The organism is Kitasatospora sp. NPDC038210 (assembly GCF_055600605.1).
This window is the reverse complement of record NZ_JBVJYK010000002.1, coordinates 474,260-498,902: the sequence shown is the minus strand read 5'-3', so window position 1 is coordinate 498,902 and position 24,643 is coordinate 474,260. Positions and strand designations below refer to the sequence as shown.

Genomic DNA, 24,643 nt, shown 5'->3' with positions numbered 1-24,643 from the left:
AGGTGATCGACGGAACCGCCGGAACCAGTGCCCGCACAAGCACCGAGCAGCAACGCCAGAACCGCCCCACCGACCCCAACCGCCCCAGGGCGCAACACATTTCCGCGCTGCCGCATTGCCCCACCTCGTCGCGACCGACCCGGTCCGTGATCCACGGCCGCCAGAACAATTCCGCCGTCCCGCCGGTCTTTCCGCTGGGGATCGATTCTTCGCCAACCCACCCCATCACGGCAACACCTCAGGCCCCCTGACCTTACGCGGAAGGCGGTTCCGTCGGGGCACTTTCCCGCCACAGAACGGCCAACAGTTCTTCGGAAAGCGACAATCCGGCCAATGCGCCCCGAACCGCGGCCCGATTGCGCATCAACAGGCGCCCGCCGTGCGGCGGAACGAGCAGGCGCGCGCCCGGCGCACCCGAACTACCGGCCGACTCTCCCCCGTCCGTCAGCGCCGCCACGGCGGGCTGGAGGTCGAGCGGGGCGACGGCCGCGGGGGCACCCGGGACACCCTGGCGCAGGACGGTGGTCAGGGCCCGGCTGAACGAGCCGTCACCGCCCGGCAGTACGGCGTCCCGGCCGCGTCTGCCCGGGGTGTACCGACCGATCCGGCCCCACAGCGGGACGCGCGAATAGCTCAGCAGTTCGCCCGCGCTGTCCTCGCCGCCGCGCTCCAGGGCCGCCCAGGCGTCCCGGTCGGCCACCGCGTCGACCACCAGCAGCGCCTCCTCCTGGTCCCCGTGCACCATCGCGCTGACCACCCAGTCCCAGGCCAGGCCCCGGCGGTAGGCGTTGTCGGGGGTGCTGCCGCCGGTGACCAGGGCGAGCCGGCGCCCGCGCGGGTCGGCGACCAGCTGACCGACCAGGCAGACCACCAGCCAGCGGCCGGGGTGCTGCGCCGCGTCCCGCACGGCGGTGAGCATCGCGTTCGCGTCCGCCTCCGGCGGCGCCGTGACGACCCGACAGCCGGCCGCGCCGGTGTCGAAGCACATCCCGGGCAGCACCTCCGCGAGCAGCCGGGCACCGTCCGGTGCGAGCGCCGCACCGCCGAAGGCCCGGTCGGGCCCGCCGTCCGCCCCGATCACCACCAGATCGACCCCGCCCGCCATCGGTTCCCCCTCCTGGCCGGCCCCGGCGCTCCCGGGGCCGCCGCCCTCACTGCGGTCCGCCGCGCTTCGCGGACGGGCCGCCGTCCGCGTCGCCGTTCCCGGTCCGCGTCACCGTTCCCGGTCCGCGTGACCGTTCCGCCGCCGCCGCCGCCGCCGGGCAGGCTATCGCCCGGGCGGCCTCCGACGGGGCTCCCGACCCGCCCGCTCAGGGACCATGGGCCCTATCGACGCACGCGCCGACCGAGGACGATCGGACGCATGGAGCGTGAGGACCGAGTGGAGACCCTGAGCGAGGCCGAGTGCCTGCGGCTGCTCAGCACCGTGCCCGTCGGGCGCGTGGTGTACACCGAGCACGCACTGCCGGCCGTCCTGCCGGTCTCCTTCGAGGTCCTGGACGGGCGGCTGGTGCTCGCGGTGCGCCGGGGAAGTGCCACCGCGCGCGGGCTCGACGGCACGGTGGTGGCCTTCCAGGCCGATCTGCTGGACCCGGTCACCCGCACCGGGTGGAGCGTGCTGGTGCACGGGCGGGCCGACGCGGTGCGCGATCCCGAGCAGGTGCGGCGGGTGCTGCGTTCCGGGCTGCGGCCGTGGGTGGGCGACCCGGAGCCGCTGTTCGTCGCGCTGGTGCCGGAACTGGTGAGCGGTCGGCGGCTGTTCCCGACCGGGCAGGGCGCCGTGGGGAGCGCCGCGCTGCGGCCCTGAGCAGCCGGGCAGGCCGCCGCGGCCCCGGGCCTGGTTCCTGTTCCCGCCTCGGACTCGGTTCCGGTTCCGGGGTCGGTTTCCGTCTCGGGCTCGGGCTCGGGCTCCTGACAGATACCGGTGGGTAGGCATACGCTTCCGGCGTCCTGGCCCCTCCGCGGGCCCGTCCCCCTCCAGGAGCGCACCGTGACGACCTTCGCCTCCCTCGCCGACCTCACCGCCGCCGTCGGCACCGAGCTGGGCACCAGCGAGTGGCACACCATCGAGCAGCGGCAGATCGACCTGTTCGCCGAGGCGACCGGCGACCACCAGTGGATCCACGTGGACCCGGAGCGGGCCAAGGAGAGCCAGTTCGGCTCGACCATCGCGCACGGGTACCTGACCCAGTCGATGATCCCGGTGCTGGCGAAGGAGTGCTACGCCGTCGAGGGCGTGCGGATGGCGCTGAACTACGGTTCGGAGAAGGTGCGCTTCCCGGCGCCGGTGCCGGTGGGCACGGCGATCCGGGCCACCGCCGAGCTGCTCTCGGCGACCGAGGTGCCCGGCGGCGTCCAGGCCGTGGTGCGCTTCACCATCACGAGCGAGCGGAGTGCCAAGCCGCACTGCGTCGCGGAGACGATCACGCGCTTCTACGCCTGACCGGGCGGGCTCCGGGTACGCCGATTGGACCGCGCCGGGCCCTCCACCAGGTCCGGACGGCCCACGGCGAGTAACCTCCGACGAGATGGTTGTCGTACCGCAGTGACCCCGGCCGACGGCCGTGACCACGGCCGTCACCGAGGTGCGCGCCCCGGCCTGCCCGGTAGCCGTGACCGTCCTTGGAGGAGCCGTGCCCCGCCCCGTCCCCTGGTTCTCCCGCCTCGCCGGTCTGTCCTCGCAATTCGCCCCGCCCGCCGCCGGCCCCACCGCCGACCGCGCCGTCCCCGGGCTGGCCGGGCTGCCCCGGGCCGCGTGGCACCGGGTGCGGACCGACGCGTTCGGCGCCGAGCCCCGGGGCGAGCGACTGGCCCGGATCCGCCGCTCCCCGCAGTTCGCCGACGGCGCCTTCCGCAACCCGGTACCGACCCGCCGCCTGGTGTACGAGCGCAGCCCGCTGGAGATCACCCGCGCCCAGCTGACCGGGGACAAGACCCGACGGGCCCCGGCCGCCGCCGTACCCGTGCACCGGCTCCTCCCGGGCGACCTGGCCACGCCGCCGGAGTCCGGACTGCGGCTGACCTGGCTGGGCCACGCCACCGTGCTCGCCGAGATCGACGGACGGCGCGTCCTGCTCGACCCGGTCTGGGGCGAGCGCTGCTCCCCGTTCGGCTGGACCGGCCCCAAGCGGCTGCACCCGGTGCCGCTGCCGCTGTCCGAACTCGGGCCGGTGGACGTGGTCGTGGTCTCCCACGACCATTACGACCACCTGGACATGGCCACCATCCGGGCACTGGCCGGGACGGCGGCCGTGTTCGCCGTGCCGCTCGGGGTCGGGGCGCACCTGGAGCACTGGGGCGTGCCGCCCGAACGGATCGTCGAGCTGGACTGGTGGGAGTCCGCCGAGGTCGCCGGACTGACCCTGACCGCCACGCCGGCCCGGCACTACTGCAGCCGCGGCCCGCGCACCAGCAGCCTGTTCCTGTGGGCCTCCTGGGTGGTGGCCGGCGACAGTCACCGGATCTTCCACAGCGGGGACACCGGATACTTCCCGGGCTTCGCCGAGATCGGCCGCCGGCTCGGCCCGTTCGACGCGACGATGGTGCAGGTCGGCGCGTACAGCGACTTCTGGCCCGAGGTGCACATGACGCCCGAGGAGGGTGTCCGGGCGCACCTGGACCTCGGCGGCGAGCTGCTGCTGCCGATCCACTGGTGCACCTTCAACCTGGCGCTGCACCCGTGGGAGGAGCCGGCCGAGCGGGTGGTCACCTCCGCCCAGGTGCTCGGGGCACGCCTCGCGATGCCCCGGCCCGGCAAGCCCTTCGAGCCCGCCGACCCGCCCGCCCTGCGCCTCTGGTGGCGCGCCGTCACCGCCCCGCGCGGCGTCGAACCGCCGACCGAGGAGCGGGCGGCCGCAACGGGTGCCGAGGCGGAGGCTGCCGCCCCCGCGTCGGCGGCCTCGGCCGCGTCGGCCACGGAGACGGCCGAGCCGCGCGAGCAGGTGACGGAGTTCAGCTGACAACTTTCAGCAAACAGATTTCAACATCTGTTCGCTGAAATCTGTTCGCTGCCAGCCGGCCATGAGCCGGCATCACCCTCACCCGCGAGGACCTCCCGCAGTGCCCGGGCCTCCTTGACCAACCGGCTCGACCCGGCACGCTCCGCCAGCGCCCTCACCTCGGCCAGCGGCCCGCCGGCCCCGGTGCGCCGGGCGCAGTCGGCGGCCAGCGCGGCCAGGTCGCCCAGCCCCCGCAGGGACGGTTCGGCCTCGCCCAGCAGACCCGGTAAGGCCGGACCGGGCGCCGACCACACCGTCGCGCGGGCCGGTCCCCGCCGCCAAGGCGAGCGCCGCGCCCAGCCGGGTGGCCAGGACCGCGCCGCAGGCCACCAGCCCACCCGGCTCCCGCCCGAGCAGGTCGCCGTAGAGCTCTCCGCGCGCGGCGAGCACCAAGAGCGCGTCCACCGTCGCCGTCCGGTCCTCCACGTGCCGGGCGCCCAGGCCGTACGCCAGTGCGAGGTGCAGCGCCGGCCCGGCCGGGCCGCCGGACTCGGCGAGCGGCGGCAGGCAGCAGCCGGCGCCGCGCTCGTCCCGGTCCGGCGGGGCACGACCTGACTGGAACGTGTTCTACACCGCCTCCGGGGTAGGCCGAGTTATCCAGGTCACACCACGGCACGGTTGGCTTCTGCCACTATGACCTCGTGACCGACCTGACCGCACCGCCCGTCCCGGCCGCCCCGGACACCCGATCGACCTCCCCGTTCGCCGAGCTGCTGGAGCTGGAGCAGCTGGACGAGAACACGTTCCGGGGCTACTGCCACGCCGGTGCCCCGATGCGCGCCTTCGGCGGCCACGTCGCCGCACAGGCGATCGTCGCCGCGGGGCGCACCTGCGAGGACCGCCGCCCGGTGCACTCGCTGCACGGCTACTTCCTGCTGCCGGGCACCCCGACCCGCCCGATCGACTACGTGGTCGAGCGGGTGCGCGAGGGCGTCTCGTACACCACCCGCCGGGTGACGGCGGTGCAGAAGCGGAACGAGATCTTCTCGCTCACCGTCTCCCTCAAGCACCCCGAGCCGGGCGCCGACCGCCACCGCGAGATGCCGCCGCTGCCCGGCCCCGAGTCGCTGCCGGACGCCGTCGCCAACGCGCCCGAGGAGGTCCGCCGGACGGTCGCCCTCACCGGCGGCTTCCGCGACCTCGACGTCCGCTTCGTCCCGCCGGGTGCTCCCGGGGTGCCGCCGTCCGTCCCCGGGCTGCTCCAGCACTTCGTCTGGATGCGCACCGCCTCCCGGCTGCCGGACGGAGACCCGCTGCTGCACGCCGGTGCGCTGGCCTACCTGTCGGACCTCACCCTGGCCTCGACCGCCGGGCTGGACGAGCAGCCGAACTTCTTCCAGCGCACCGAGCCGCCGACGCTGCTGATGGCCTCGCTGGACCACGCGATGTGGTTCCACCGCCCGTTCCGGGCCGACGAGTGGCTGCTGTTCGCCCAGCGCAGCCCGTCCTCCTCGGACGGCCGCGGACTGGCGATCGGCGAGTTCTACGACCGGGCCGGCCGGCTGGTCGCCTCGGCCGTCCAGGAGGCGCTGATCCGTCGGCAGGACTAGGGCCCGTCTTCGAACCCCCGTCGGCCGCCCGAAGGGCGGGCGGGCGGCGTTGGGGTGGCGTGCATCGCAAGGCGGAGGACGGGGGCACCTCCCGGCCGCCAGGCTTGGGGAGCGTCGCCCCGCAGGCGAGGGTTTGAAGACGGGCCCTGGCCCTGCCGCACCCGGGTGACCCCCGGGCGAACGGAAGGGGGCCGGTCGGCGTCATACTCCTGAGCGGCCCCGGCCCGTATCATGGTGCGGGTGACCAAGGTTGACCTGTCACCACGGCCGGTGGAGGCGATGTCTCCGCGTCAGCTCGAACGCCGCGAAAGCCTGATCGCGGCCGCGCTCGCCCTGGTGAACGAGATCGGCGTCGAGCGGCTGCAGATGAAGCAGGTCTGCGAGCGGTCCGGAGTCGCCCTGGGGACGGCGTACCGCTACTTCTCGTCCAAGGACCACCTCCTGGCGGCGGCGATCGCCGAGTGGCACCGCCTGCTGCTGGCCGACCTGGTGGCCGAGCTGCGCGGGCCACGGGCCGGGCTGGGGGACACCGACCGGGCGGTCCGGTTCGTCCGGGGCGGGATGCGGGCCTACCAGCGGCAGCCCGAACTCGCCCGGCTACGGGTGGCCGTCGCCGCCTCCACCGATCCGTTCGCCAGCGAGGCGCTGCAGGGCATGGCCCGGGCCGACAGCACCGCCCTGCAGGCGGTGACGGCCGACGTGCCGGCCGCGTCCAGCGACCTGGTGCGGCACATCGTCGCCCACGCCTGGCAGGGCGAACTGACCGCCTGGGTGACCGGCCGCACCACCCTCGGGGACGCCCGGCGGCGGCTGGAGGACGTGGTGCGGCTGGTGCTGACCCCGTACGAGACGCAGTACCCGGCCCCGTACGAGGTCCAGTCCACCGGCTGACTCCCGCCGGGCCCGGGCCGGACCGCCGACCGACCCTCAGGCGGGTCGGGTCGGCACTCCGAGCGCGGGTACGGGCGCGGGCACGGGCGCGGCCGGACCGCGCAGCCGGACCGCGCGGTCAGACCACCGTCACGGGGTGGGCCACCACCGCGCCGAACAGGTAGCCCTCCCGGTTGAAGACCGCCCGCTCGGGCTGGCCGTTGCCCCGGCGGTCCGTCGCGCGGGCGCGCAGCTCGTACCGGCCGGGCCGCCCGGGGCGCCAGTCGAAGCTCCAGCGCGTCCAGTCGTCGGCGCGCGACCCGCCGTGCAGCACGGCGCGCCGCCAGGTCCGGCCGCCGTCGGTGCTCACCTCGACCCGGCGCACCGCCGCCGTGCCGGACCACGAGCGCCCGTGCAAGCGGTGGACGCGACCGGCCTCCAGCACCGCGCCCCGGGCCAGTTCGAACGCGCTCCGGACCACCTGCGCGGTGAGCGGCGCGCCGCCGCCCGGCGGGTGGTCGGGGCCGAACATCCGGTAGAAGTCGGTGTTCCACGGCGAGTGGAGGGGGTGGTCGGCGACCTCGATGCTGCCGACCCACTTGATCGAGGCGATGCCCACCCAGCCGGGCACCACCAGCCGCAACGGCGCGCCGTGGTCGGGGGTCAGCGGCTCGTCGTTCATCTCGTACGCGAGCAGCGCGTCCTCCAGCGCCTTGGCGATCGGCAGCGGGCGGCGTACCGGGCCGTGGTCGACGCCGTCGACGACGTAGTGCGCGTCCAGGCCCGTCGGCAGCACGTCGACCGCCTCCCCGGTCAGTCCGGCCGCCCGCAGCACCTCGGCCAGCCGGACGCCCCGCCAGAGCGCCGAGCCGATCGCACCGAGCGTCCACGGCGTACCCGGGGCGCGTCGGCCCTGCTGGCGGCGGAAGTAGTCACGGCCGTTCCCGGCGCATTCGATCACCGCACCGATCCGGGTCGCGGGCAGCGCCCGCAGCGCCGCCAGGTCGAACTCCACGGGCCGTTCGGCCGTCGGGGCGCCGCGCAGACCGCTGCCGAACAGCCGCAGCCGCCAGGTGTCGGCGTCGATCAGCGGGGTGCCGGTGTGGTTGCGGACGAAGAACCGCTCCACCGGCACGTGCCGGCCGACGGTCGGCCGGCCCTCGGCGTCGCGCAACGCCTCCCAGCGCATCTCGGCGTTGGTGCCGTGCGGGACGAACCACTCGGCGGGCAGCGGCTTGACGATCCCCGACGTGGCGTCACCGGGCGCATCGGCCGACACGGCATCGCCCGACACGGCATCACCGGGTATGGCATCAAGGGACGGAACGCTGCCGGACGTGGCACCGCCGGACGCGGCGTTTCCGGACATGGGGCCTGGCACCTCCTCGGCGACCACCCGGCCCGGGGCAACACCGGTGCGGCCGACGCGGGCACGGTGGGCGCCCCGGCGGCGGAGAGCGTTCGTACGGTGCCCGAACCGCGCTCCGTGCTCCCAGCGTAGGCGCTCCTGCGCGGTACGTAACCACGGCGGGGGCGGTCGGCCCGCGTCCGGCGCGCCTCCCGGCGTGCCGCGCGCCCCCGGGCGTACGGCGCGGTCCCCGGGGGTCGGTCCGGTGCCCGCGCTTGACCTTCCCACCGGTGTGAACACCTACGGTCCTCGCTGTCGGAGGAATCCACCGCCCACCGAGGAGTGCCGTCATGCCGTCCACCCCCGCCCCGCTCGCCCCGCTCGCCCCGCTCGCCCGGATCGTCCAGGGCTCCGGCCCCGGCCTGCTGCTCGCGCACGGCGCCGGCGGCAGCGCCCGCGACAACTGGGGCCCGCTGGTGCCCGACCTGGCCGTCCACCGCACCGTCGTCGCCCCCGACTACCCCGGCTCCGGCGAGAGCCCGTTCGAACCCGGCGGCCCCACCCTGGACGAGTTGGCCGAGCGGCTGGTCGCGACCGCCGACGCGGAGGGCCTGGACACCTTCGACCTGGCGGGCTACTCGCTCGGCGCCGCCGTCGCCGTCCGGATCGCCACCCGCCACCCCGAGCGGGTCCGTTCGCTGCTGCTGCTCGCCGGCGTGGCCGGCGGCTCGGCCCGGATGCGGCTGCTCTCCGAACTGATCGTCGACCTCGGCGAGCGGCCTGACGACCTCGCCCGCCTGGTGCTCACCGTCGTGCTCGGCGGGACCTGGGTGGACGCCCTGCCCGCCGAACAGCTCGCCGGGCTGCTGGAGGCACTCAAGTCCCCGCTGTCGGACGGCTTCCGCCAGCAGTTCCGGCTCGCCGCCGAGGCCGACGTGCGGGCGGAGCTGGGCGCGATCGCCGTGCCGACCCTGGTCGTCGGCACCGCCGAGGACATGCTCGTCCCCCCGTCCCAGCACCGTCTGCTGGCCGAGGGCATCCCCGGCGCGCGCTACGTCCGACTCTCCAGCGGGCACCTGCCGGTGGTCGAGGCGCTGCCCGAACTGCGCGGCGTGGTACTGGAGTTCGTCAAGGGCCTGGACGAGGGCTGACCGGGCGGGCCGGGCCGCGAGAGCAGGGCCGCGAGAGCCCGTCCGAGAGGGCCGGGCAGGCGGGAACACCCCGGCCGACCGCGACGTTCGCCCGATCATGCGCATCGGAGAACTCGCCAGCCTGACCGGGGTGTCCACCCGGCTGCTCCGCTACTACGAGGAGCAGGGCCTGCTCCGGCCCGCCCGCACGACGGCCGGCTACCGCGAGTACGGCGAGGAGGACACCGTACGGGTGTGGCAGATCCGCAGCCTGCTGGCGGCAGGACTGACCACCCGGGTCATCGGCGAACTGCTGCCCTGCGCCACCGGCCCGGTCCCGGTCCTGGAGTCCTGTCCGGACCTGCTCGCCACGCTGCGCGGCGAGCTCGCCGAACTCGACGCCCGGATCGACGACCTCACCGGCAACCGCGCCGCCCTCTCCCACTACATCGCCACCGCGCACGTCCCTGACGCGGAACACGCAGCCTGACGGGACACCCCTCCACCGTCCCGGCCGGCTCCCCGGCCGGCCTCCGGGAAGTCGCCGCCCGGCCACCGCCCGGGTCGCCGTCGGCGATCGATCGGCACGGCGCTGACCAGGGCGTACGCCCCGCTCGGGAGGGATGGGGCGTACGCGGCCAACCGACGCCCAACCCCCGTCCGGACTTCACCCGCGCGTACCGACCGTTCACGCCGCGATGGCAACCTCCGGGTCATGAACGCCAGCCCTCAGGCGCCCTACCAGGAACCGCGCTTCCCGCTCCCGCAGCGGCACCGTCGTCTGCTCGCCTGCACCGCCGTCCTCGCCTCCATCGCCCTCGGTGCCCTGGGCGTCGGCGCCACCGTGGAAACCGTCGAACACGGCTCCCTCGTCAGCACCACCGCCACCGCCGGCAAGTAACCGCACCCCAGCTCCCAGCACCGCCGCCCGCAGTCCGGGCGCGGTGCTTCCGTCTTCCCGGCCCCGTCCTCCCGGCCCCGTGACGAAGCCGCCGTCCACGGCAGCCGTCCGCCGGCACCGTGCCATGCTGGGCCGAAACGTTCCGGTCAGGGGAGGACAGATGGTCGAGGACGGACACCGGGGCAGTGGCAGCCCGACGGATGCCGGGCGAGCGCCGCACTCAGGCTTCGACGTGGCCCGGCGGGGCTACGACCGGGCCCAGGTCGACGAGTACTTCGCACTGCCGGCGCAGCGGCGCCCCGACCGCCCGCAGTTCGACCTGGTCCGCCGCGGGTACGACCGGCGTCAGGTCGACGAAGCCATCACGCTCACGCGCGCAGCCGGCCCCGTACCGCCCACCCCGTAGCCGGGCCAGGTAGCCGGCCCCGGAACCGGACGGAAGCGCCGGTCGCACCGGACCGGCACCCACCGCCCCCTGCTCGGCACCGTGCTGGCCGCTACCGCCCTGCCCGTCCCGGCCGCCGGACGGAGGAAGGACGCCGGGCGGGCGCTACGCGCGCTGTCCGGTGCGGGGGCCCGGGGGCGACGGGATGAACGGGGCCGGGCGGGAGTGGCGGCCGGTGCCGGGGGTGGGCTGGAGGTCCGGGGCGGGGGCGAAGCGGGCGGCGTGGGGTCGCAGGTGCCAGGTCGGCGGGCGCTTGGGCTGCGGGGTCGGGGTGATCAGGCCGAGCCGGTGGAGGAGGTCCAGGGCGTCGCGACGCAGGGCGGTGCGGTCGGAGAGGTAGCGGGCCGGGAGGCCGTACTCGTCGGTGATGTCGCCGAGGACGCCGTCTATCAGCGCGTCGGCGATCGGCACGTCCCCCTCGCTGGTCTCCGCGGGCAGCGGGCGGACCTCCTCGACCAGGCGCTCGACCAGCAGCAGGGTGGCCTGGGCGAGGGTGCCGGCGCCGGGGAGGGCGAGGTCGGTGAGTTCGGCGGCCGGGTCGAGCAGGGCGACGCCCTCGGCGCGCAGTTCGGTCTCCAGGCCGAGGAAGTCGGCGAGCGCGGCGGGACCGCTGAGCCGGTGCTCGTGCAGCCAGGTGCGGCAGTCCTCGGGGAGGTCGGCGGCGAGGACGGCGGGCGTCTCGGCGAGGAGCCGGCGGACGGCGGTGGCGGGTTCGGCCTCGGCGGCGCGGCGGACGAGGTCGGCGGCGTCGGCGGCCAGGGCGGGCGGGCCGACCGGGACGGCGCGGGCGAGTTCGCGGTCCACGGTCAGGACGAAGGTGTCGGCAGAGGGGTCAGCAGAGGCATCGGCGGCGGGGTCGGCAGAGGCATCGGCGGCGGGGTCGGTCGGCAGTTCGCCGAGCACCTGCCATCCGGCCAGCGCGGCCAGCGCCATGTCGAGGTCGGCCGGGTCGGCGGTCAGCCCGGGGGCGGCGGCCCGCATCGCGTCGAGCAGCCTCCGGTACTCCAGCTGCTCGGGGGCGTCGACCAGCAGGGCCAGGGCGAGGGCGAGTTGGGCGTAGCCGCCGGGGGTGAACGGCGCGCCGGTGGCGGGGTGTTCGAGGCGGCGGGCGGCGCCGGGGCCGAGGCCGGCCTTGCACAGCCGGGCGTGCCAGGGGCCGACGTCGAGGCGGTAGCCGAGCAGGGTGTCGAAGCGCTCGGCCAGCCAGTCGCGGTGACGGCGGATCAGCGGGAAGCCGTCGGCATGCGGACCGGAGGCGGTGACCAGCGGGTGCGCCAGCAACAGCCGTGCGGCGATCCGGCGTTCGGCGGCGGGGAGCTCCTCGCCGGAACGATCCTGCGCGACCACGGGCGGAGGCGGGCCCGCAGTCGCGGCTTCCTCCGACATCAGCGGGATGCGCTCGGGCTTGCGGTGCCTGCCGGGCCTGCCCGGCTTGGCGCCTGACCGGACGACGGGCAGCTCGGCGGAGTCGCGCCGGGCGCGGCGCAGTCCGCCGTCGCCGCGGGCCTCACGGGAGCGCGCGGACGCGAAACCGTGGGCGGTGGGGCCGTGCCACCAGCTGACGTCGGGGTCGGCGGGCTCGGCCGGCGCGCCGAGGTGGCGGGCGGGGTAGAGACCGAAGGAGGCGGTGCAGAGGTCGTCGGCGGCGCCGGGGGTCGCGGCCGCGAACCAGTGGGCCAGCCGCAGCAGCCCCGGGTCGGGAGAGAGGGCGACGTCCTGGCCGGCACCGTGGGCGCCACCGGCGGCCCGTGCGTCGTCGGCACCGTCCGCGGCGCCGGTCCCGGGTTCCACATCGCCGGTGTCGGCGGCGGCGGCATCGAGGGCGTCGGCCGCATCGGCCCGCGCGGCTCCGCGTACGGCGAGGACGGCGGCGGCGGTCCCCCGACCTGCCCCGCCCGTACGTCCGTTCGGCCGACCGGCCGCCACCCGGGTGGCACCGACCGCGTACTCCTGCTGATCCATGTCGGAGTCCAGAGTAGACGGTGCCCGGGTCACCCGGTGGCAGCAACCGCCCTCCTGAGGAAGTCTCCGCAAGAGCCCTGGAATCGGCCGCTGCCCCTCCGCTCCGCGGCCCACCGCTCCCCGGCCACGCCGTCACCCGCCCGACGCCGCCCGGGTTACGCACCGGTAACCTACCCTTCCGGCCCCCGTTCGGCTCCCTTAGGGTCGGTACGGACCCGCCACCACCGGTACGGATCCGCCACCGCCCGAGCCCCGGAGGCCACGCCGGCATGAGCGAGCCCCCGCGAGCGATTCACCAAGAGGTGCACATGAGCATTCGTACGACCACCCGTGCCGTCCTCGGTGCGCGCCTGCGGTCGGCCGGCGGCCTGCTGGGCGGATTCGCAGCCGCCTCGGCGGCGCACCTCGGCTCGATCCTGTCCGGCGCGTCGGTGCTGCAGAACGCCACCAAGCCGGCGCTGATGCCGCTGCTGGCGGCGCACAGCGTCGCGGCGGCCAGGACCGCCGAGCGGGAGGCGCCGAATCTGCTGGCACCGGCGCTGCTGCTGAGCGCGGGCGGGGACGTGCTGCTCCAGCTGAAGAACGACCCCGCGTTCCTGGCCGGCATGGGCTCCTTCGCCGCCGCGCACGTCTGCTACGTGACGATGTTCGTCCAGCGCGGGGCGCTCACCGACCGCCGGCGCGCCCTCGTGGTCGCGGCCGCGTACGCGACGGCCTGGGTGGCGCTGGTCGGTCAGCTCTGGCCGGACCTCGGGGACCTGCGGGTCCCGGTGGCCGGCTACAGCCTGCTGCTGACCTCGACGGCCGTCACCTCGGCCGGACTGGGCTGGCGGACCGGACTGGGCGGGGCACTGTTCCTGCTCTCCGACACGCTGATCGCCACCAAGCTGGCGAAGTGGCGGGAGCTGCCGGGGCATCAGTTCTGGATCATGGCCACCTATGTGCTGGCCCAGTACCTGCTGGCCGGCGGCCTGCTCGCGCACGAGGAGGGACGCGCCCAGGAGGACGGCACCGCCGAGTGGAGCGGGCTCGCCCGGCGGACCGGAGTCGCGCCGCTGGAGCCCCGGACGGTCTGAGCCGTTCGACCTGCCTGACCTGCGACCCGTCCGAACTGCGGACCCGGCGGACCCGGCGGGCCTGCCGACCCGGCGGACCGCCCGACACCGCACCGCACCGCCGGTCCCGTCAGGGTCCGGCGGTGCGGCACAGGGGTATCGGGACGCCATCAGGCACCGCGCCTCCGGAGCAGCCAGAAGCCGCCGACGCCTCCCGCGAGCAGGGCGAGGCCCCCGGCCAGCTCCGCCGGGTTCTCCGCGACCGAGCCGCCGAGGCCGGTCTGCACGGCACCGTGCGGGGCGACCTGCTGGCTGCCGGCGCCGGACTGCCCGAGCGAGCCGGCCCACTCCCCCGCCGCCTTGCCCCAGTCGCCGAGGCTCTTGTCGGGGGTGGCGGGGGCGGCGGAGGTGACGGTGGCGACGGTCACCGTGGTCGAGAAGGCGCCGCCGTCCGGACAGGTGCCGTCGACCTTGCTGTCCCCGGACTGCTGGGAGGCCAACCGGGCGGAGCCGGTGTGCTTGCCGTCCGGGCCGAGGGTGAGGGTCGCCGGGCCGCCCTCGAAGGCGGCGGAGCGGGCGGTGATGGTCTTGGCGTCGGGCTTGTCCGACTTCTCGCAGGAGACCGTGACCGTCACGGTCTGGCCCGGTGCGGCCTGGGACGGGCTGACCGAGGCCGAGCCGTCCCTGGCGGAAGCGAGGGGGGCCGTCAGGCCGGTCAGCGCCGTCGCGCCGATCAGGGCGGCGGCGGCCGTACGCATGGGGCGCATGCCGGAACCTCCGGGATTCTCGGGCGCAGCCGGGGACTCCCATGTCCACGTGGTCGATCAACCGCACCCGGTCATTCACCGACGGTAGGCACCCGCCCCGCACTCAGCCAGCGCTCAGGACCGTTCGGGTTACTGCACCGCTACCCGAGGTCACCGGCCGGGCGACCCAGCGGCCCCGGCGATCGGGGTGCTCACAGGTCGAGGTCCACCACGACCGGCGCGTGGTCCGAGGTGCCCTTGCCCTTGCGGGCCTCGCGGTCGACGTAGCTGTCGGTGACGGCGTCGGCGAAGGCCTTGTTGGCGTACGTGAGGTCGATCCGCATGCCCCGGTTCTTGGGGAAGGCCAGCTGGCGGTAGTCCCAGTAGGTGTACGGACGGTCGTACTTCAGCGGGCGCGGCACGACGTCGTGCAGGCCGATCTCGCCGAGGGCCTCCAGGGCGGCGCGCTCGACCGGGGTGACGTGGGTGAGGCCCTCGAAGGCGGCGACGTCGAAGACGTCCTCGTCGGACGGGGCGATGTTGAAGTCCCCGAGGACGGCGAACGGACGGGTGCCGGCGGCGTCCTCGACGGAGGCCTTGCGCAGCGCCTCCAGCCACTCCAGCTTGTAGTGGTAGTGCGCGTGGCCGACCTCGCGGCCGTTGGGCACGTAGACCGACCAGACCCGGACCGGGCCGCAGGTGGCGGCGATGGCGCGCGGCTCGACGTCGGGCAGCAAGGCTCCGTCGGCGAGGTAGCCGGGCTGGCCGGGGAGGTCGCGCACGACGTCCTCCAGGCCGAGCCGGGAGACGATGGCGACGCCGTTCCACCGGCCGGTGCCGTGCGCTGCCGTCTCGTAGCCGAGCTCGCGGACCTCGTCGTACGGGAAGGCGTCGGCCGCGCACTTGAGCTCCTGGAGGCAGAGCACGTCGGGCTTGGCGCTCTCCAGCCACTCCAGGAGCTTGGGCAGCCGCGCGGTGACGGAGTTGATGTTCCAGGTGGCGATGCGGACGGTCACGGCGGGCGGCCTTCCCGGTGGTTCGGTACGGACGGGGTGCTGACGGGGTACGAACGGGGCGGGCCGGCCCTCGTGAGGGAGGCCCACCCCGAACATACCGTCCGGCACTGACGATCCGGACGGCCCCGGCGCGCGGCCGCCGGCCGGGTCAGCGTGCGGGCCGGACCACCGCGGCCGAGCCGCCGCCGCGCCGCACCGGTTCGGCGGCGGCCACCCAGCGCCCGTCCGGCAGCCGTTCCACGCCCGTGGCGGCGCCGATCTCCGCCACGCCGGTGAAGGCGTGCCCGAGCGCTTCCAGTCCGGCCCGCTCGGGCAGCGCCAGGAAGGCGGGCTCGGCCTGCGTCGCGACGGTGTTGCGCTGGCTGGCGCGCGGCGCGGCGATCGCCTGCTCCAGGCTCAGGCCGCGGTCCAGCCGTCCGAGCAGCACCTGCAGGGTGGTGGTGATGATGGTCGCGCCGCCGGGGCTGCCGGTGGCGAGGAAGGGCTCGCCGTCGCGCAGCACGACGGTCGGCGACATCGACGAGCGCGGCCGCTTGCCCGCGCCCGGCAGGTTGGGGTCGGGGACGCCGGGGGCGAGCGGGGTGAAGTCGAAGTCGGTCAGCTCGTTGTTGAGCAGGAAGCCGCGGCCGGGGACGGTGATGCCGCTGCCGCCGGTCTGCTCGATGGTGAGCGTGTAGGAGACGACGTTGCCCCAGCGGTCGGCGACCGTCAGATGGGTCGTGTTGGGGCCCTCGTACGGTTCGGCCACGGCCTGGCCGGTGTCGGCGCAGTCGGCCGGGTGGCGCGGGTCACCGGGGGCGAGCGGGCTGGTCAGCGCGTGGTCGGGGCTGATCAGGCAGGCCCGGGAGGCGGCGTAGCGCTCGGACAGCAGTTGCCTGGTGGGGACGTCGACGGAGGCCGGGTCGCCGACCCAGCGGTTCCGGTCGGCGAAGGCGATCCGGGAGGCCTCCAGGAAGTGGTGGTAGTACTGCGTGCCGCTGTACGCGGAGACGTCCCCGCCGTCCTCCAGGATGTTCAGCGCCTCGCCGACGGTGGTGCCGCCGGAGCTGGACGGGGCCATCGAGTAGACGTCGTAGGCACCGTGGGCGACGTGGGTGGGAGCCTGGTCGCGGACCCGGTAGGCGGCGAGGTCGGCGGCGTCCACCTTGCCTGGGCGGGCGTTGCGGCCGGAGGCCGGGTCGACCGGCGGGTGCTGCAGGGTGTTGACGACGTCCTCGGCCAACTTCCCCCGGTAGAAGGCCTTCACGCCGTCCTTGGCGAGCAGCCGGTAGGTGGCGGCGAGGTCCGGGTTGCGCAGGACGCTGCCGACCTCGGGGGGCTTTCCGCCGGGCAGGTAGAGCGCGGCGGTGGCCGGGAAGTCCTTGAACCTGGCCTGGTTGTCGGCGGTCTGGCCGCGGAAGGTCTCGTCCACGACGAAGCCGTTGTCGGCGATCCGCTCGGCGGGTTCGAGGGCCCGGGCGAGCGAGCGGGTGCCCCACTGGCGGAGCGCGGCGTCCCAGGTGGCCGGGGTGCCGGGGACACCGACGGAGAGGCCGCTGGTGACGGCGTCGGCGAAGGGCAGCGGCTTGCCGTCCTCCAGGAACAGCCCGGTGTCGGCGGTGCGGCCGGCGGTCTCCCGGCCGTCGATGGTGTGCACCCGGCCGGTGGCGTGGTCGTAGTAGACGAAGTACCCGCCGCCGCCGATGCCGGAGGAGTACGGCTCGGTGACCCCGAGGGCTGCCGCGGCGGCGACCGCCGCGTCCACGGCGTTGCCGCCGTTGCGCAGCACCTCGATCCCGGCGGCGGTGGCGTCGGCGTCGACGGTGGCCACCGCGCCGCCCCAGCCGACCGCCTCGGGCACCTTCGGCGGCGGGGCCGCCGCCCCGGCCGGCAGTGCGGTGGACCAGACCAGTGCGGTGGTGAGCAGCAGTGGTGGTGCCAGACGGGCCAGAGCCCTCATCCGAGTCCTCCTGAGTCGACGTCAACTCAGTTGTTCCACAGGAGGGATGATCCGACAACCACACGACGCCGCTACCGGCGGGTAGTTGACGAGACGGAAGCACGGACGACAGAGTTCAGCGAACAAAGTTCAGCGAACAGATTTCATCATCTGTCCGCTGAACTCCGTCGGCCCCAGGGCAGCACCCGGCATCCCCCACCACCGCCCGCATCCCCCACCGCCGCGGCGCACTACAGCGCGCTGCGCTCCACCCGCCGCCGCTTGATGGTGCGGAAGCGCCGGGCCACCTGCCGGGCGAGGTCGGCGGCGCCGACCAGGCCGGCCTCGTTGCCGAGGGCGGCGTGCACGATGGCGGCCTCCGGGCGGAAGCCGCGGCCGGTGAGGGTGCGGCGGAAGGTGTCGCGGGCCGGTCCGAGCAGCAGGTCGCCGGCCTCGGAGACGCCGCCGCCGATGACGAAGCGGCCCGGGTCCAGCCCGGCGGCCAGGTTGGCGATGCCGACGCCCAGCCAGGTGCCGACCTCGTACAGCAGCTCGATGGCGGTCGGGTCGCCGTCCTGCGCGGCCTCGGTGACCAGCGGGCCGGTGATGCCCTCGACCGTCCCGCCCGCCCGGGCCAGCAGCGGCTGCACCACCGGGGACTCCTCGGCGACCAGCTCGCGCGCGTCACGCACCAGCGCGTTGCCGGAGGAGTACTGCTCCCAGCATCCGCGGTTGCCGCACGGGCAGCGGTGGCCGCCGGGCAGCACCTGCATGTGCCCGAACTCGCCCGCCAGCCCGTACTTGCCGCGGTCGACGTAGCCGTCCCGGACCACCGCGCCGCCGATGCCGGTGCCCAAGGTGAGCATCACCATGTGGTCCTCACCGCGCCCGGCGCCGAAGCGCCACTCGGCCCAGGCGGCCGCGTTGGCGTCGTTCTCCACGATCACGGGGAACCGCAGCCGCTCGCTGAGCGCCTGCTGCAGCGGCTCGTTGCGCCAGTTGAGGTGCGGGGCAAACAGCACCCGGGAGCGGTCGGCGTCGACCCAGCCGGCCGCGCCGATGCCGACGGCGTGGACGTCGTGACGGTCGGAGAGCTGCAGCACCAGCTCGACGATGACGTCCTCGACCACCTTGGGGCTCTTGCTCTTGTCCGGCGTGTCGGTGCGCAGCTTCTCCAGCACCTTGCCCTCGCCGTCCACCACCCCGGCGACCACCTTGGTGCCGCCGATGTCGACGCCGATGGTGGGCAGTCGCAGTATCCCTGCGGGCAGGGCACGGCGGCGGCGCTCGGCGCGCGGACCGAGGCCGAGCAGGGTGGGCAGGACGGGCGGCCGGGTGCTGCCTTGAGGGCTGGTCACGGCTGCGGACGCTCCTCACGGGAGTCGGGGACGGAGGGACGGGCCAGCTCGTGCGAGAGCTCGGCGAGGTCGGAACCGCCGGCCATCTCGGTGGTGAGCTGTTCCAGGCTGATCTCGGCGCGCGGGTGGCTGCCCGCCATCCGGCCGCGCTTGAGCAGGGTGAAGTGGTCGCCGACCAGGTACGCGTGGTGCGGGTTGTGGGTGATCAGCACGACCCCGAGTCCGGCGTCGCGCGCGGCGGTGACGTACTTGAGCACCACTCCGGACTGCTTGACGCCGAGCGCCGCGGTGGGCTCGTCCAGGATCAGCACCTTGGCGCCGAAGTGCACGGCGCGGGCGATCGCCACGCACTGGCGCTGGCCGCCGGACAGGGTGCCGATCGGCCGGTCGACGTCGTGCAGGTCGATGCCCATCCTCGCGAGGGCCTCGCGGGTGGTGGCGCGCATGCCGTCGGCGTCCAGGCGCAGGCCGCCCCAGCGGCGCGTGCCCCGTTCGGAGCCGAGGAAGAAGTTGCGCCAGACCGGCATCAGCGGGACGACGGCGAGGTCCTGGTAGACGGTGGCGATGCCGCGGTCCAGGGCCTGGCGCGGGGAGTCGAAGGCGACCTCCTCGCCGCCCACGGTGTAGCTGCCCTCGTCGTGCCGGTGCAGTCCCGAGATGATCTTGATCAGAGTGGACTTGCCGGCCCCGTTGTCGCCGAGCACGCAGCTGATCTCGCCGGTCCGCAGGGTCAGCGAGACGTCCTGCAGCGCCCGGACGGTGCCGTAGCTCTTGCCGACGCCGTCGAGGGAGAGCAGTTCGGTGCCCGCCGGTTCGGTGGTCGTCACGTGTTCGGTGCTCATCGCGGCCCCCGCTCGGCCCGGCGCTTGACGTAGGCGTTCAGCAGCGCGGCCAGCAGCAGCATCGCGCCGAGGAAGAACTTGAACCAGTCCGGGTTCCACTCCGCGTAGATGATCCCCTTGCTGGCCATGCCGAAGATCAGCGCGCCGAGCGCGGAGCCGACCACCGAGCCGTAGCCGCCGGTGATCAGACACCCGCCGATGACGGCCGCCACGATGTAGATCAGCTCGTTGCCGACTCCCTCGCCGGACTGCACCGTGTCGAAGGAGAACAGCAGGTGCTGGCCCAGCACCCAGGCGCAGAAGCCGACGCCCAGGTACAGCAGGGTCTTCGTCCGGGCGACCGGCACGCCGACCGCGCGGGCGGCGTCCGCGTCGCCGCCGACGGCGAAGATCCAGTTGCCGAAGCGGGTGCGCAGCAGCACCCAGCTGCCGACCACCAGCAGGCCCAGCCACCACCACACGGTGGCCTTGACGGTCAGTCCGCCGATGGTGACCTCGGAGGCGAACAGCCGGCGGCAGGACTCGAAGCCCTCCATGTCGGCGATCGGCTTGGTGGAGACGGTGCCCGAGACCGCCTTGGTGACGCCCAGGTTGGCGCCGGTCAGCATCAGGAAGGTGCCGAGGGTGACGATGAAGCTGGGTAGCTTCGTACGTCCGAGCATCCAGCCGTTGAACCAGCCGATCGCCAGCGTGGTCGCCAGCGAGACCACGACGCCGACCCAGGTCACCGCGGTGAACTGGTACGAGACCATCGAGGAGGTCAGCGCGGCGGTGGTGACCAGCACGCCGGCCGAGAGGTCGAACTCGCCGCCGATCATCAGCAGCGAGACCGGCACCGCCATGATCCCGATGGTGGACGCCGCGTAGAGCACGGTGCCCAGTGAGCCGAGCCGCAGGAAGGGCCCGGCGGCGACGGCGAAGACCGCGAACACCGCGACGGCGGCGATCAGCGAACCCAGCTCCGGGCGGGCGAGGAGCCGCCGCAGGGCCGCCGGACGGTCCTGGAGCAGGCCGTCCTGGGCGAGGAGGTCCGAGCTGCTCACCGGGTCCCCCTCGCGACGTACTCGGCGAGCGCGTCGGCGTTCTCCTTGGTGAGGATCTGCGGGCCGGTCTCGACCGGCTTGCCCCCGCCGAGCATGTCCAGGTTGGACTTGTAGAGCCAGAGCAGGTCGACGCCCTCGTAGCCCTGGAGGTAGGGCTGCTGGTCGACGGCGAAGCCGACGCTGCCGGACTTGAGCCCGGCCACCACCTGCTGTCCCAGGTCGAAGGTGTCCAGCTCCACGGGGCGGCGGGCGTCCTGGATGGCCTGCAGACCGGTGGCCGCCATCGGGCCGGAGAGGGTGAGCACGGTGTCGATGCTCGGGTCGGCCTGCAGCTTGGCGGAGACCGCGGCGCGGGCGTCGGGCATGTCGACGCCGTTCACGTAGAGCACCTGGAAGGACCCGCCGGCCTTGGACTGGGCGCCGGAGCAGCGCTGCTCCTGGCCGACGTTGCCCTGCTCGTGGATGACGCAGAGCACGTTCTTGCGCCCGCGCTTGGCCAGCTCGGCGCCGGCCGCCTGGCCGGCCGTGGACTCGTCCTGGCCGATGTGGGTGAGCGCGCCGAACTTCTGGGAGTACTCCTGGCCGGAGTTGATGGTGATGACGGGGATGCCGGCGGCCTTGGCCTTGGCGAGGACGTCGGCCATGGCGTCGCCCTTGGCGAGGGTGACCAGCAGGCCGTCGACCTTCTGGTCGATGGCGGCCTGGACGAGCTGGACCTGGTTCTGGGTCTGCGCGTCGTTGGAGTACAGGAAGGTGATGTTGTCCTTGGCGGCGGCCTGCTCGGCCCCCTTGCGCACGGTGTCCCAGAAGGCGTCGCCGGCCCCGGAATGGGTCACCATGGCGACCTTCCAGCGCGGGGTGGTGACGGCGCTGCCGCCGGTGGCCGCGGCCTTGGCGCGGGCCTCCTCGGCGCGTCTGCCTCCGGTACTGCTGCAGCCGGCCGCCGTGACCGCGAGGGCCAGGACGGCGCACACGGGCCAGAAGCGTCGGGACGGGCGAAAGCGGGTGATGCTCATCCCCATAGTCTCCCTGGCCCGGCCGTGCGCGATCGCACCGCCTCGCCCGGCGGCCGGAACGCCCTGGGAGGTAAGGTGCCCCGGGGGACCTTTCCTGGAAGTTCGCTGAACATCTGGTCCGGACGACCTTCGTCCGGATGACAGACTAGGCGCCGATCCGAATGGGGTTCATCACGCGAACGTGATGTTCCTCTCAGGTTCCGCACAGATTCGGACGGCAACCGATCCCCGGTTCTCCCCGTCTGATGACATTGACGTGCGTTCGGGCGACTGGGGCCCGGGCGGCGAGCGACCCGGATACGAGAACGCGATGGAACTGACAGGTACGCCATTCCTCATCCTCACCGTCATCCTTGTGCCGGTGTCCATCACAGTGGCGTTGCTGTTCTGGGGGAAGGTCGGCGGCCCGCAGCCGGTGAAGGCCCTCACCCGGATCGTCATGATCATGTTCTGCCAGGTCACGGCCGTGCTGATGGTCTTCGTGATGGTCAACAACGCCAACCTGATCTACGGGAGCTGGGACGACCTGCTCGGCACCGGCAACCACGTCCGCGCGGTGCCCCCGGTGCCGCCGGCGGACGCGGCCGGCGCGGGCGGGAGCGGTGACGCCGCCAAGGAACCGCCGAAGGTGAAGCAGAGCTTCGGCGGCGTGAACGACCCGGCGGTGCCCAACGACGTGCAGAAGACCACCCTCAAGGGCCAGGTCTCCGGCGTCGACGGCGAGGTGCTGGTCTGGCTGCCGCCGCAGTACAACGACCCGGCGTTCAAGGACAAGAAGTTCCCCGTGGTCGAGCTGATCCCGGGCTTCCCGGGCTCCTCCTCCACCTGGTACGGCACGCTCAAGGTCTCCGAGCAGCTCAAGCCGCTGATGCAGCAGGGCAAGGTCGCCCCGTTCATCCTGGTCTCGCCGCGCACCCTGCTGCTCGGCCAGAGCCAGGACGCCGGCTGCACCGACATCCCCGGCAAGATCAACGCCGACGCCTGGATCACCCGCGACGTCCCGCAGATGGTGCTGGACAACTTCCGCGCCGACCCGGCCTCGGACCGCTGGGCGATCGCCGGCTACTCGGCCGGTGCGCACTGCGCGGCCAAGCTGTCGCTGGCCCACCCCAACCGGTACCGCGCCGCCATCGCGATGTCCGGCTACAACGACCCGGCGACCGAGAAGGACTCGCTGGTCGGCAAGGACCCCAAGCTGCGCGAGGCCAACAACCCGGTCACCATCCTGAAGGCCGCCCAGCAGCCGCCGAAGGTCGCCATGCTGATCAGCGGCGCCAAGGGCGACGGCTACGAGGACGGCGAGGCGATCCGCGGCGCCGCCAAGGCCCCGACCACCGTCCAGGTCGAGGAGGGCACCGGCCCGCACACCACCGAGATGTGGAAGAAGATGGTCCCCGGCGCCTTCCAGTGGCTGACGTCGATCATCCCGGCCCAGTAGCGGCCGACCGCACGCGCGAGGGCCCGCCGCGACATCGATCGCGGCGGGCCCTCGCGCGTGCCGGAGCCCCCGTCAGGCCAGTTCGAGCGCCAGGTAGAAGTCCACCCGGTCCTCCAGCCGGGAGAGGTCACGCCCGGTCAGTTCCTCGATCCGGCCTATCCGGTACCGCAGGGTGTTCACGTGGACGTGCAGCTGCGCGGCGCAGCGGGTCCAGGAGCCGTCCGAGCGCAGGAAGGCCTCCAGGGTGCGGACCAGGTCCGCCTGGTGCTCGATGTCGTACGCGATCACCTTGTCCAGCAGCCGGCTGCGGAACGCGCGGCGGACCTCGTCCGGGACGGCCGCCAGCAGCAGGACGTGCGAGGCGAGTTCCTCCGGGCCCGCGACGCAGACCCGGCCGACCCGGGAGGCGGCGATCCGGCGGGCGTGCCGGGCCTCCTCCAGGGCGCCGCGCAGGCCGCCGGCCTCGGAGGCGGGGGCGGAGACCCCGAGGGTGATCCGGCCCTCGGAGCCGAGCCCGGCCTCCAGCGGGGCGAGCAGGTCGCGCAGGGCGTCGGCGGGCACCGGGCTGTCCGGGGCCGGCAGCACCACGACGGCGCCGGCGCCCGTCCCGGCGACCAGCGCGCGGTCGGAGGTGGTGCCGAGCGCCTCCTCCAGGACGGCCCGGACGCTGCCCTCGGGCAGGCCGGTGCCCTCGGCGCTGAGCACCAGCCAGGAGGCGTCCTCCGCCGGGGACTTGGACTCGGGGCCCTCGTAGCGGGCGGCCATCGCCGAGGAGGCGTACAGGGTGCGACTGATCTCGGCCGGGTCGGCGTCGCGGCGCAGCAGTGCGAGCACCTCGTCGGCGAGGCGGCGGCGCAGCCGGCGTCCCTCGTCGCGGCGGTGGCGCTCGGCGGCGACCAGCCGGGCCAGGTTCTCGGCGAGCTGCTGGCGCTTGGTGGTCCACTCGGTGATGTCGCCGGCGACCGCGAGCATCCAGTCGGCGAGCGGCACCTCGTGCTCGGCGGAGGCCGCGGCGGGCAGCAGCGAGTAGGAGCCGGCGGCCAGACGGACCCGGTGCGGGGGGCGGCGGCGCTGGCGCTGGGCCGCGAGGTGGGCGCGCACCAGCTGGTCGCGGTCCTCGGCGGAGAGCCGGTCGGCGGGGCCGGCGATCACCGCGCCGGTGGGGGCGAGCACCCAGCAGTCGAGGTCGAGGTCGCCGCCGAGCAGGTCGAGCACCGCGTCCAGCCCGCCGCCGCCGGCCGCCGAGACGAGCAGCCGGTGCCGGTCGACCAGGGCCGCGAGGTCGGCGGCGCGGTCGGCGGAAACCTGACGGCCGATGAACTCGGTGACGGTGCCGAACGCGATGTCGTCGGGGACGGCCAGCAGCGGCATCCGGTGGCGGCGGCAGGCCTCGACCAGGTCCTCGGGCACCGGGCCGACCTCGGCCTCGCCGGCCGCGAGGGCGACCGCGCCGCCGGCCGCGAGGGTCCGCACGAAGCGTTCGGAGTCGGCCGGGACGGTGCGCCAGAGCATGCCGGTGAGCACCAGCTCACCGCCGTGCAGGTAGCGGCCGGGGTCCTGCAGGTCCGTCGTCATCACGCCGCTGACCTGCCGGTCCAGCTCTTCCTCGGCCGCGAGCAGGCGCAGTCGCGGGGCACCGGGGGCGAGCAGGTCACGGACACGCATCCGCGGACTCCTTAGGGCTGGATCGAGGGGATCGAGAGGGGGATCAGGGGGGGTCGAGCGGGGGGACGGGCAGGGGGTTCGGGCGGGGGGATCGGGGGGGGATCGGGGGGAAGGGGGCACCGGGCCGTCGGTCCGGGGGTCACAGTGTGCCCGAACATCCGTGCTCGGTGTTACGCACCAGCGGGCGGCCGGATCACGGGCCCGTAGCCCGTCCGTCACGGCCGGATTACGGTCGTAGGTAGCACCCGGCGAACACCTGGGCTGCGAGATTCTGCTCCTTAGAGGAACGTACAGGATGCCGGGCGGGACCACAGCCGGGGCTTCATGCCATCGGTGACTGCC

At 74.4% G+C, this 24,643-nt stretch carries 23 protein-coding genes; 12 read left to right on the top strand and 11 right to left on the bottom strand.

Annotated elements, in window-relative coordinates; all coding sequences use genetic code 11:
• Positions 1-253: 253 nt before the first annotated feature.
• A complete protein-coding gene (locus tag ACZ7KX_RS05730; RefSeq protein WP_470325450.1) occupies positions 254-1,105 on the bottom strand; it encodes a hypothetical protein in 852 nt (283 codons plus the stop codon).
• 258 nt (positions 1,106-1,363) lie between these two features.
• On the opposite strand from ACZ7KX_RS05730, the gene ACZ7KX_RS05725 reads away from it, so the two are divergent.
• From ACZ7KX_RS05725 to ACZ7KX_RS05700, 6 genes are all read left to right on the top strand, one after another.
• Positions 1,364-1,807: a pyridoxamine 5'-phosphate oxidase family protein gene (locus tag ACZ7KX_RS05725; protein WP_470325449.1), complete on the top strand. Its 444-nt coding sequence runs from the start codon at positions 1,364-1,366 to the stop codon at positions 1,805-1,807.
• Positions 1,808-1,990: 183 nt separating this feature from the next.
• On the top strand, positions 1,991-2,443 hold the full coding sequence (locus ACZ7KX_RS05720) for a MaoC family dehydratase (protein WP_350525535.1): 453 nt from the start codon (positions 1,991-1,993) through the stop codon (positions 2,441-2,443).
• Between the two features lie 289 nt (positions 2,444-2,732).
• Positions 2,733-3,959, top strand: coding sequence for an MBL fold metallo-hydrolase (locus ACZ7KX_RS05715; protein ID WP_470325567.1), 1,227 nt, complete (start codon positions 2,733-2,735; stop codon positions 3,957-3,959).
• A 114-nt stretch (positions 3,960-4,073) separates the two neighbouring features.
• Positions 4,074-4,553, top strand: coding sequence for a hypothetical protein (locus tag ACZ7KX_RS05710; protein WP_470325448.1), 480 nt, complete (start codon positions 4,074-4,076; stop codon positions 4,551-4,553).
• 86 nt (positions 4,554-4,639) lie between these two features.
• Positions 4,640-5,548 (top strand): acyl-CoA thioesterase, encoded by a 909-nt coding sequence (locus ACZ7KX_RS05705; RefSeq protein ID WP_470325447.1) that lies wholly within the window; start codon positions 4,640-4,642, stop codon positions 5,546-5,548.
• 240 nt (positions 5,549-5,788) lie between these two features.
• Positions 5,789-6,439, top strand: a complete 651-nt coding sequence (locus ACZ7KX_RS05700; protein ID WP_350525531.1) for a TetR/AcrR family transcriptional regulator — start codon at positions 5,789-5,791, stop codon at positions 6,437-6,439.
• 118 nt (positions 6,440-6,557) lie between these two features.
• On the opposite strand, the gene ACZ7KX_RS05695 is transcribed toward ACZ7KX_RS05700, so the two are convergent.
• Positions 6,558-7,787 (bottom strand): sulfite oxidase, encoded by a 1,230-nt coding sequence (locus ACZ7KX_RS05695; RefSeq protein ID WP_470325446.1) that lies wholly within the window; start codon positions 7,785-7,787, stop codon positions 6,558-6,560.
• Positions 7,788-8,116: 329 nt separating this feature from the next.
• Between ACZ7KX_RS05695 and ACZ7KX_RS05690 the strand changes: the two genes are divergently transcribed.
• The 4 genes from ACZ7KX_RS05690 to ACZ7KX_RS05675 all read left to right on the top strand — a co-directional run bounded on the left by ACZ7KX_RS05690 (position 8,117) and on the right by ACZ7KX_RS05675 (position 10,203).
• On the top strand, positions 8,117-8,917 hold the full coding sequence (locus ACZ7KX_RS05690; RefSeq protein WP_470325445.1) for an alpha/beta fold hydrolase: 801 nt from the start codon (positions 8,117-8,119) through the stop codon (positions 8,915-8,917).
• Between the two features lie 97 nt (positions 8,918-9,014).
• The gene (locus ACZ7KX_RS05685; RefSeq protein WP_470325444.1) at positions 9,015-9,386 is read left to right on the top strand and encodes a MerR family transcriptional regulator; all 372 of its coding nucleotides are present in this window, start codon (positions 9,015-9,017) and stop codon (positions 9,384-9,386) included.
• Positions 9,387-9,611: 225 nt separating this feature from the next.
• Positions 9,612-9,797 carry a hypothetical protein gene (locus ACZ7KX_RS05680; protein ID WP_470325443.1) on the top strand — a complete coding sequence of 62 codons (186 nt, stop codon included), beginning with the start codon at positions 9,612-9,614 and terminating at the stop codon, positions 9,795-9,797.
• A 160-nt stretch (positions 9,798-9,957) separates the two neighbouring features.
• The gene (locus tag ACZ7KX_RS05675) at positions 9,958-10,203 is read left to right on the top strand and encodes a hypothetical protein (RefSeq protein ID WP_470325442.1); all 246 of its coding nucleotides are present in this window, start codon (positions 9,958-9,960) and stop codon (positions 10,201-10,203) included.
• A gap of 144 nt (positions 10,204-10,347) precedes the next feature.
• Here ACZ7KX_RS05675 and ACZ7KX_RS05670 read toward each other — a convergent pair whose 3' ends face one another.
• Positions 10,348-12,204: a DUF2398 family protein gene (locus ACZ7KX_RS05670; RefSeq protein ID WP_470325441.1), complete on the bottom strand. Its 1,857-nt coding sequence runs from the start codon at positions 12,202-12,204 to the stop codon at positions 10,348-10,350.
• A gap of 308 nt (positions 12,205-12,512) precedes the next feature.
• Here ACZ7KX_RS05670 and ACZ7KX_RS05665 point away from each other — a divergent pair, with 308 nt between their 5' ends.
• Positions 12,513-13,280, top strand: coding sequence for a lysoplasmalogenase (locus ACZ7KX_RS05665; protein ID WP_470325440.1), 768 nt, complete (start codon positions 12,513-12,515; stop codon positions 13,278-13,280).
• Positions 13,281-13,429: 149 nt separating this feature from the next.
• On the opposite strand, the gene ACZ7KX_RS05660 is transcribed toward ACZ7KX_RS05665, so the two are convergent.
• From ACZ7KX_RS05660 to ACZ7KX_RS05630, 7 genes are all read right to left on the bottom strand, one after another.
• Complete coding sequence (locus ACZ7KX_RS05660) at positions 13,430-14,026, bottom strand: hypothetical protein (protein ID WP_470325439.1); 597 nt, start codon at positions 14,024-14,026, stop codon at positions 13,430-13,432.
• A gap of 191 nt (positions 14,027-14,217) precedes the next feature.
• Complete coding sequence (locus ACZ7KX_RS05655) at positions 14,218-15,021, bottom strand: exodeoxyribonuclease III (protein ID WP_470325438.1); 804 nt, start codon at positions 15,019-15,021, stop codon at positions 14,218-14,220.
• A 148-nt stretch (positions 15,022-15,169) separates the two neighbouring features.
• Complete coding sequence (ggt, locus tag ACZ7KX_RS05650; protein WP_470325437.1) at positions 15,170-16,960, bottom strand: gamma-glutamyltransferase; 1,791 nt, start codon at positions 16,958-16,960, stop codon at positions 15,170-15,172.
• Between the two features lie 230 nt (positions 16,961-17,190).
• A complete protein-coding gene (locus tag ACZ7KX_RS05645) occupies positions 17,191-18,297 on the bottom strand; it encodes an ROK family glucokinase (RefSeq protein ID WP_350525520.1) in 1,107 nt (368 codons plus the stop codon).
• Complete coding sequence (locus tag ACZ7KX_RS05640; RefSeq protein ID WP_396547952.1) at positions 18,294-19,139, bottom strand: ATP-binding cassette domain-containing protein; 846 nt, start codon at positions 19,137-19,139, stop codon at positions 18,294-18,296. The genes ACZ7KX_RS05645 and ACZ7KX_RS05640 overlap by 4 nt, the downstream gene beginning before the upstream one ends.
• A complete protein-coding gene (locus ACZ7KX_RS05635; RefSeq protein WP_470325436.1) occupies positions 19,136-20,182 on the bottom strand; it encodes an ABC transporter permease in 1,047 nt (348 codons plus the stop codon). The genes ACZ7KX_RS05640 and ACZ7KX_RS05635 overlap by 4 nt, the downstream gene beginning before the upstream one ends.
• Positions 20,179-21,192: a sugar ABC transporter substrate-binding protein gene (locus ACZ7KX_RS05630; RefSeq protein ID WP_470325566.1), complete on the bottom strand. Its 1,014-nt coding sequence runs from the start codon at positions 21,190-21,192 to the stop codon at positions 20,179-20,181. The genes ACZ7KX_RS05635 and ACZ7KX_RS05630 overlap by 4 nt, the downstream gene beginning before the upstream one ends.
• Before the next feature lie 367 nt (positions 21,193-21,559).
• On the opposite strand from ACZ7KX_RS05630, the gene ACZ7KX_RS05625 reads away from it, so the two are divergent.
• Positions 21,560-22,636: an alpha/beta hydrolase gene (locus ACZ7KX_RS05625; RefSeq protein WP_470325435.1), complete on the top strand. Its 1,077-nt coding sequence runs from the start codon at positions 21,560-21,562 to the stop codon at positions 22,634-22,636.
• A 72-nt stretch (positions 22,637-22,708) separates the two neighbouring features.
• On the opposite strand, the gene ACZ7KX_RS05620 is transcribed toward ACZ7KX_RS05625, so the two are convergent.
• Complete coding sequence (locus tag ACZ7KX_RS05620) at positions 22,709-24,301, bottom strand: PucR family transcriptional regulator (protein ID WP_350525515.1); 1,593 nt, start codon at positions 24,299-24,301, stop codon at positions 22,709-22,711.
• Positions 24,302-24,643 lie beyond the last annotated feature (342 nt).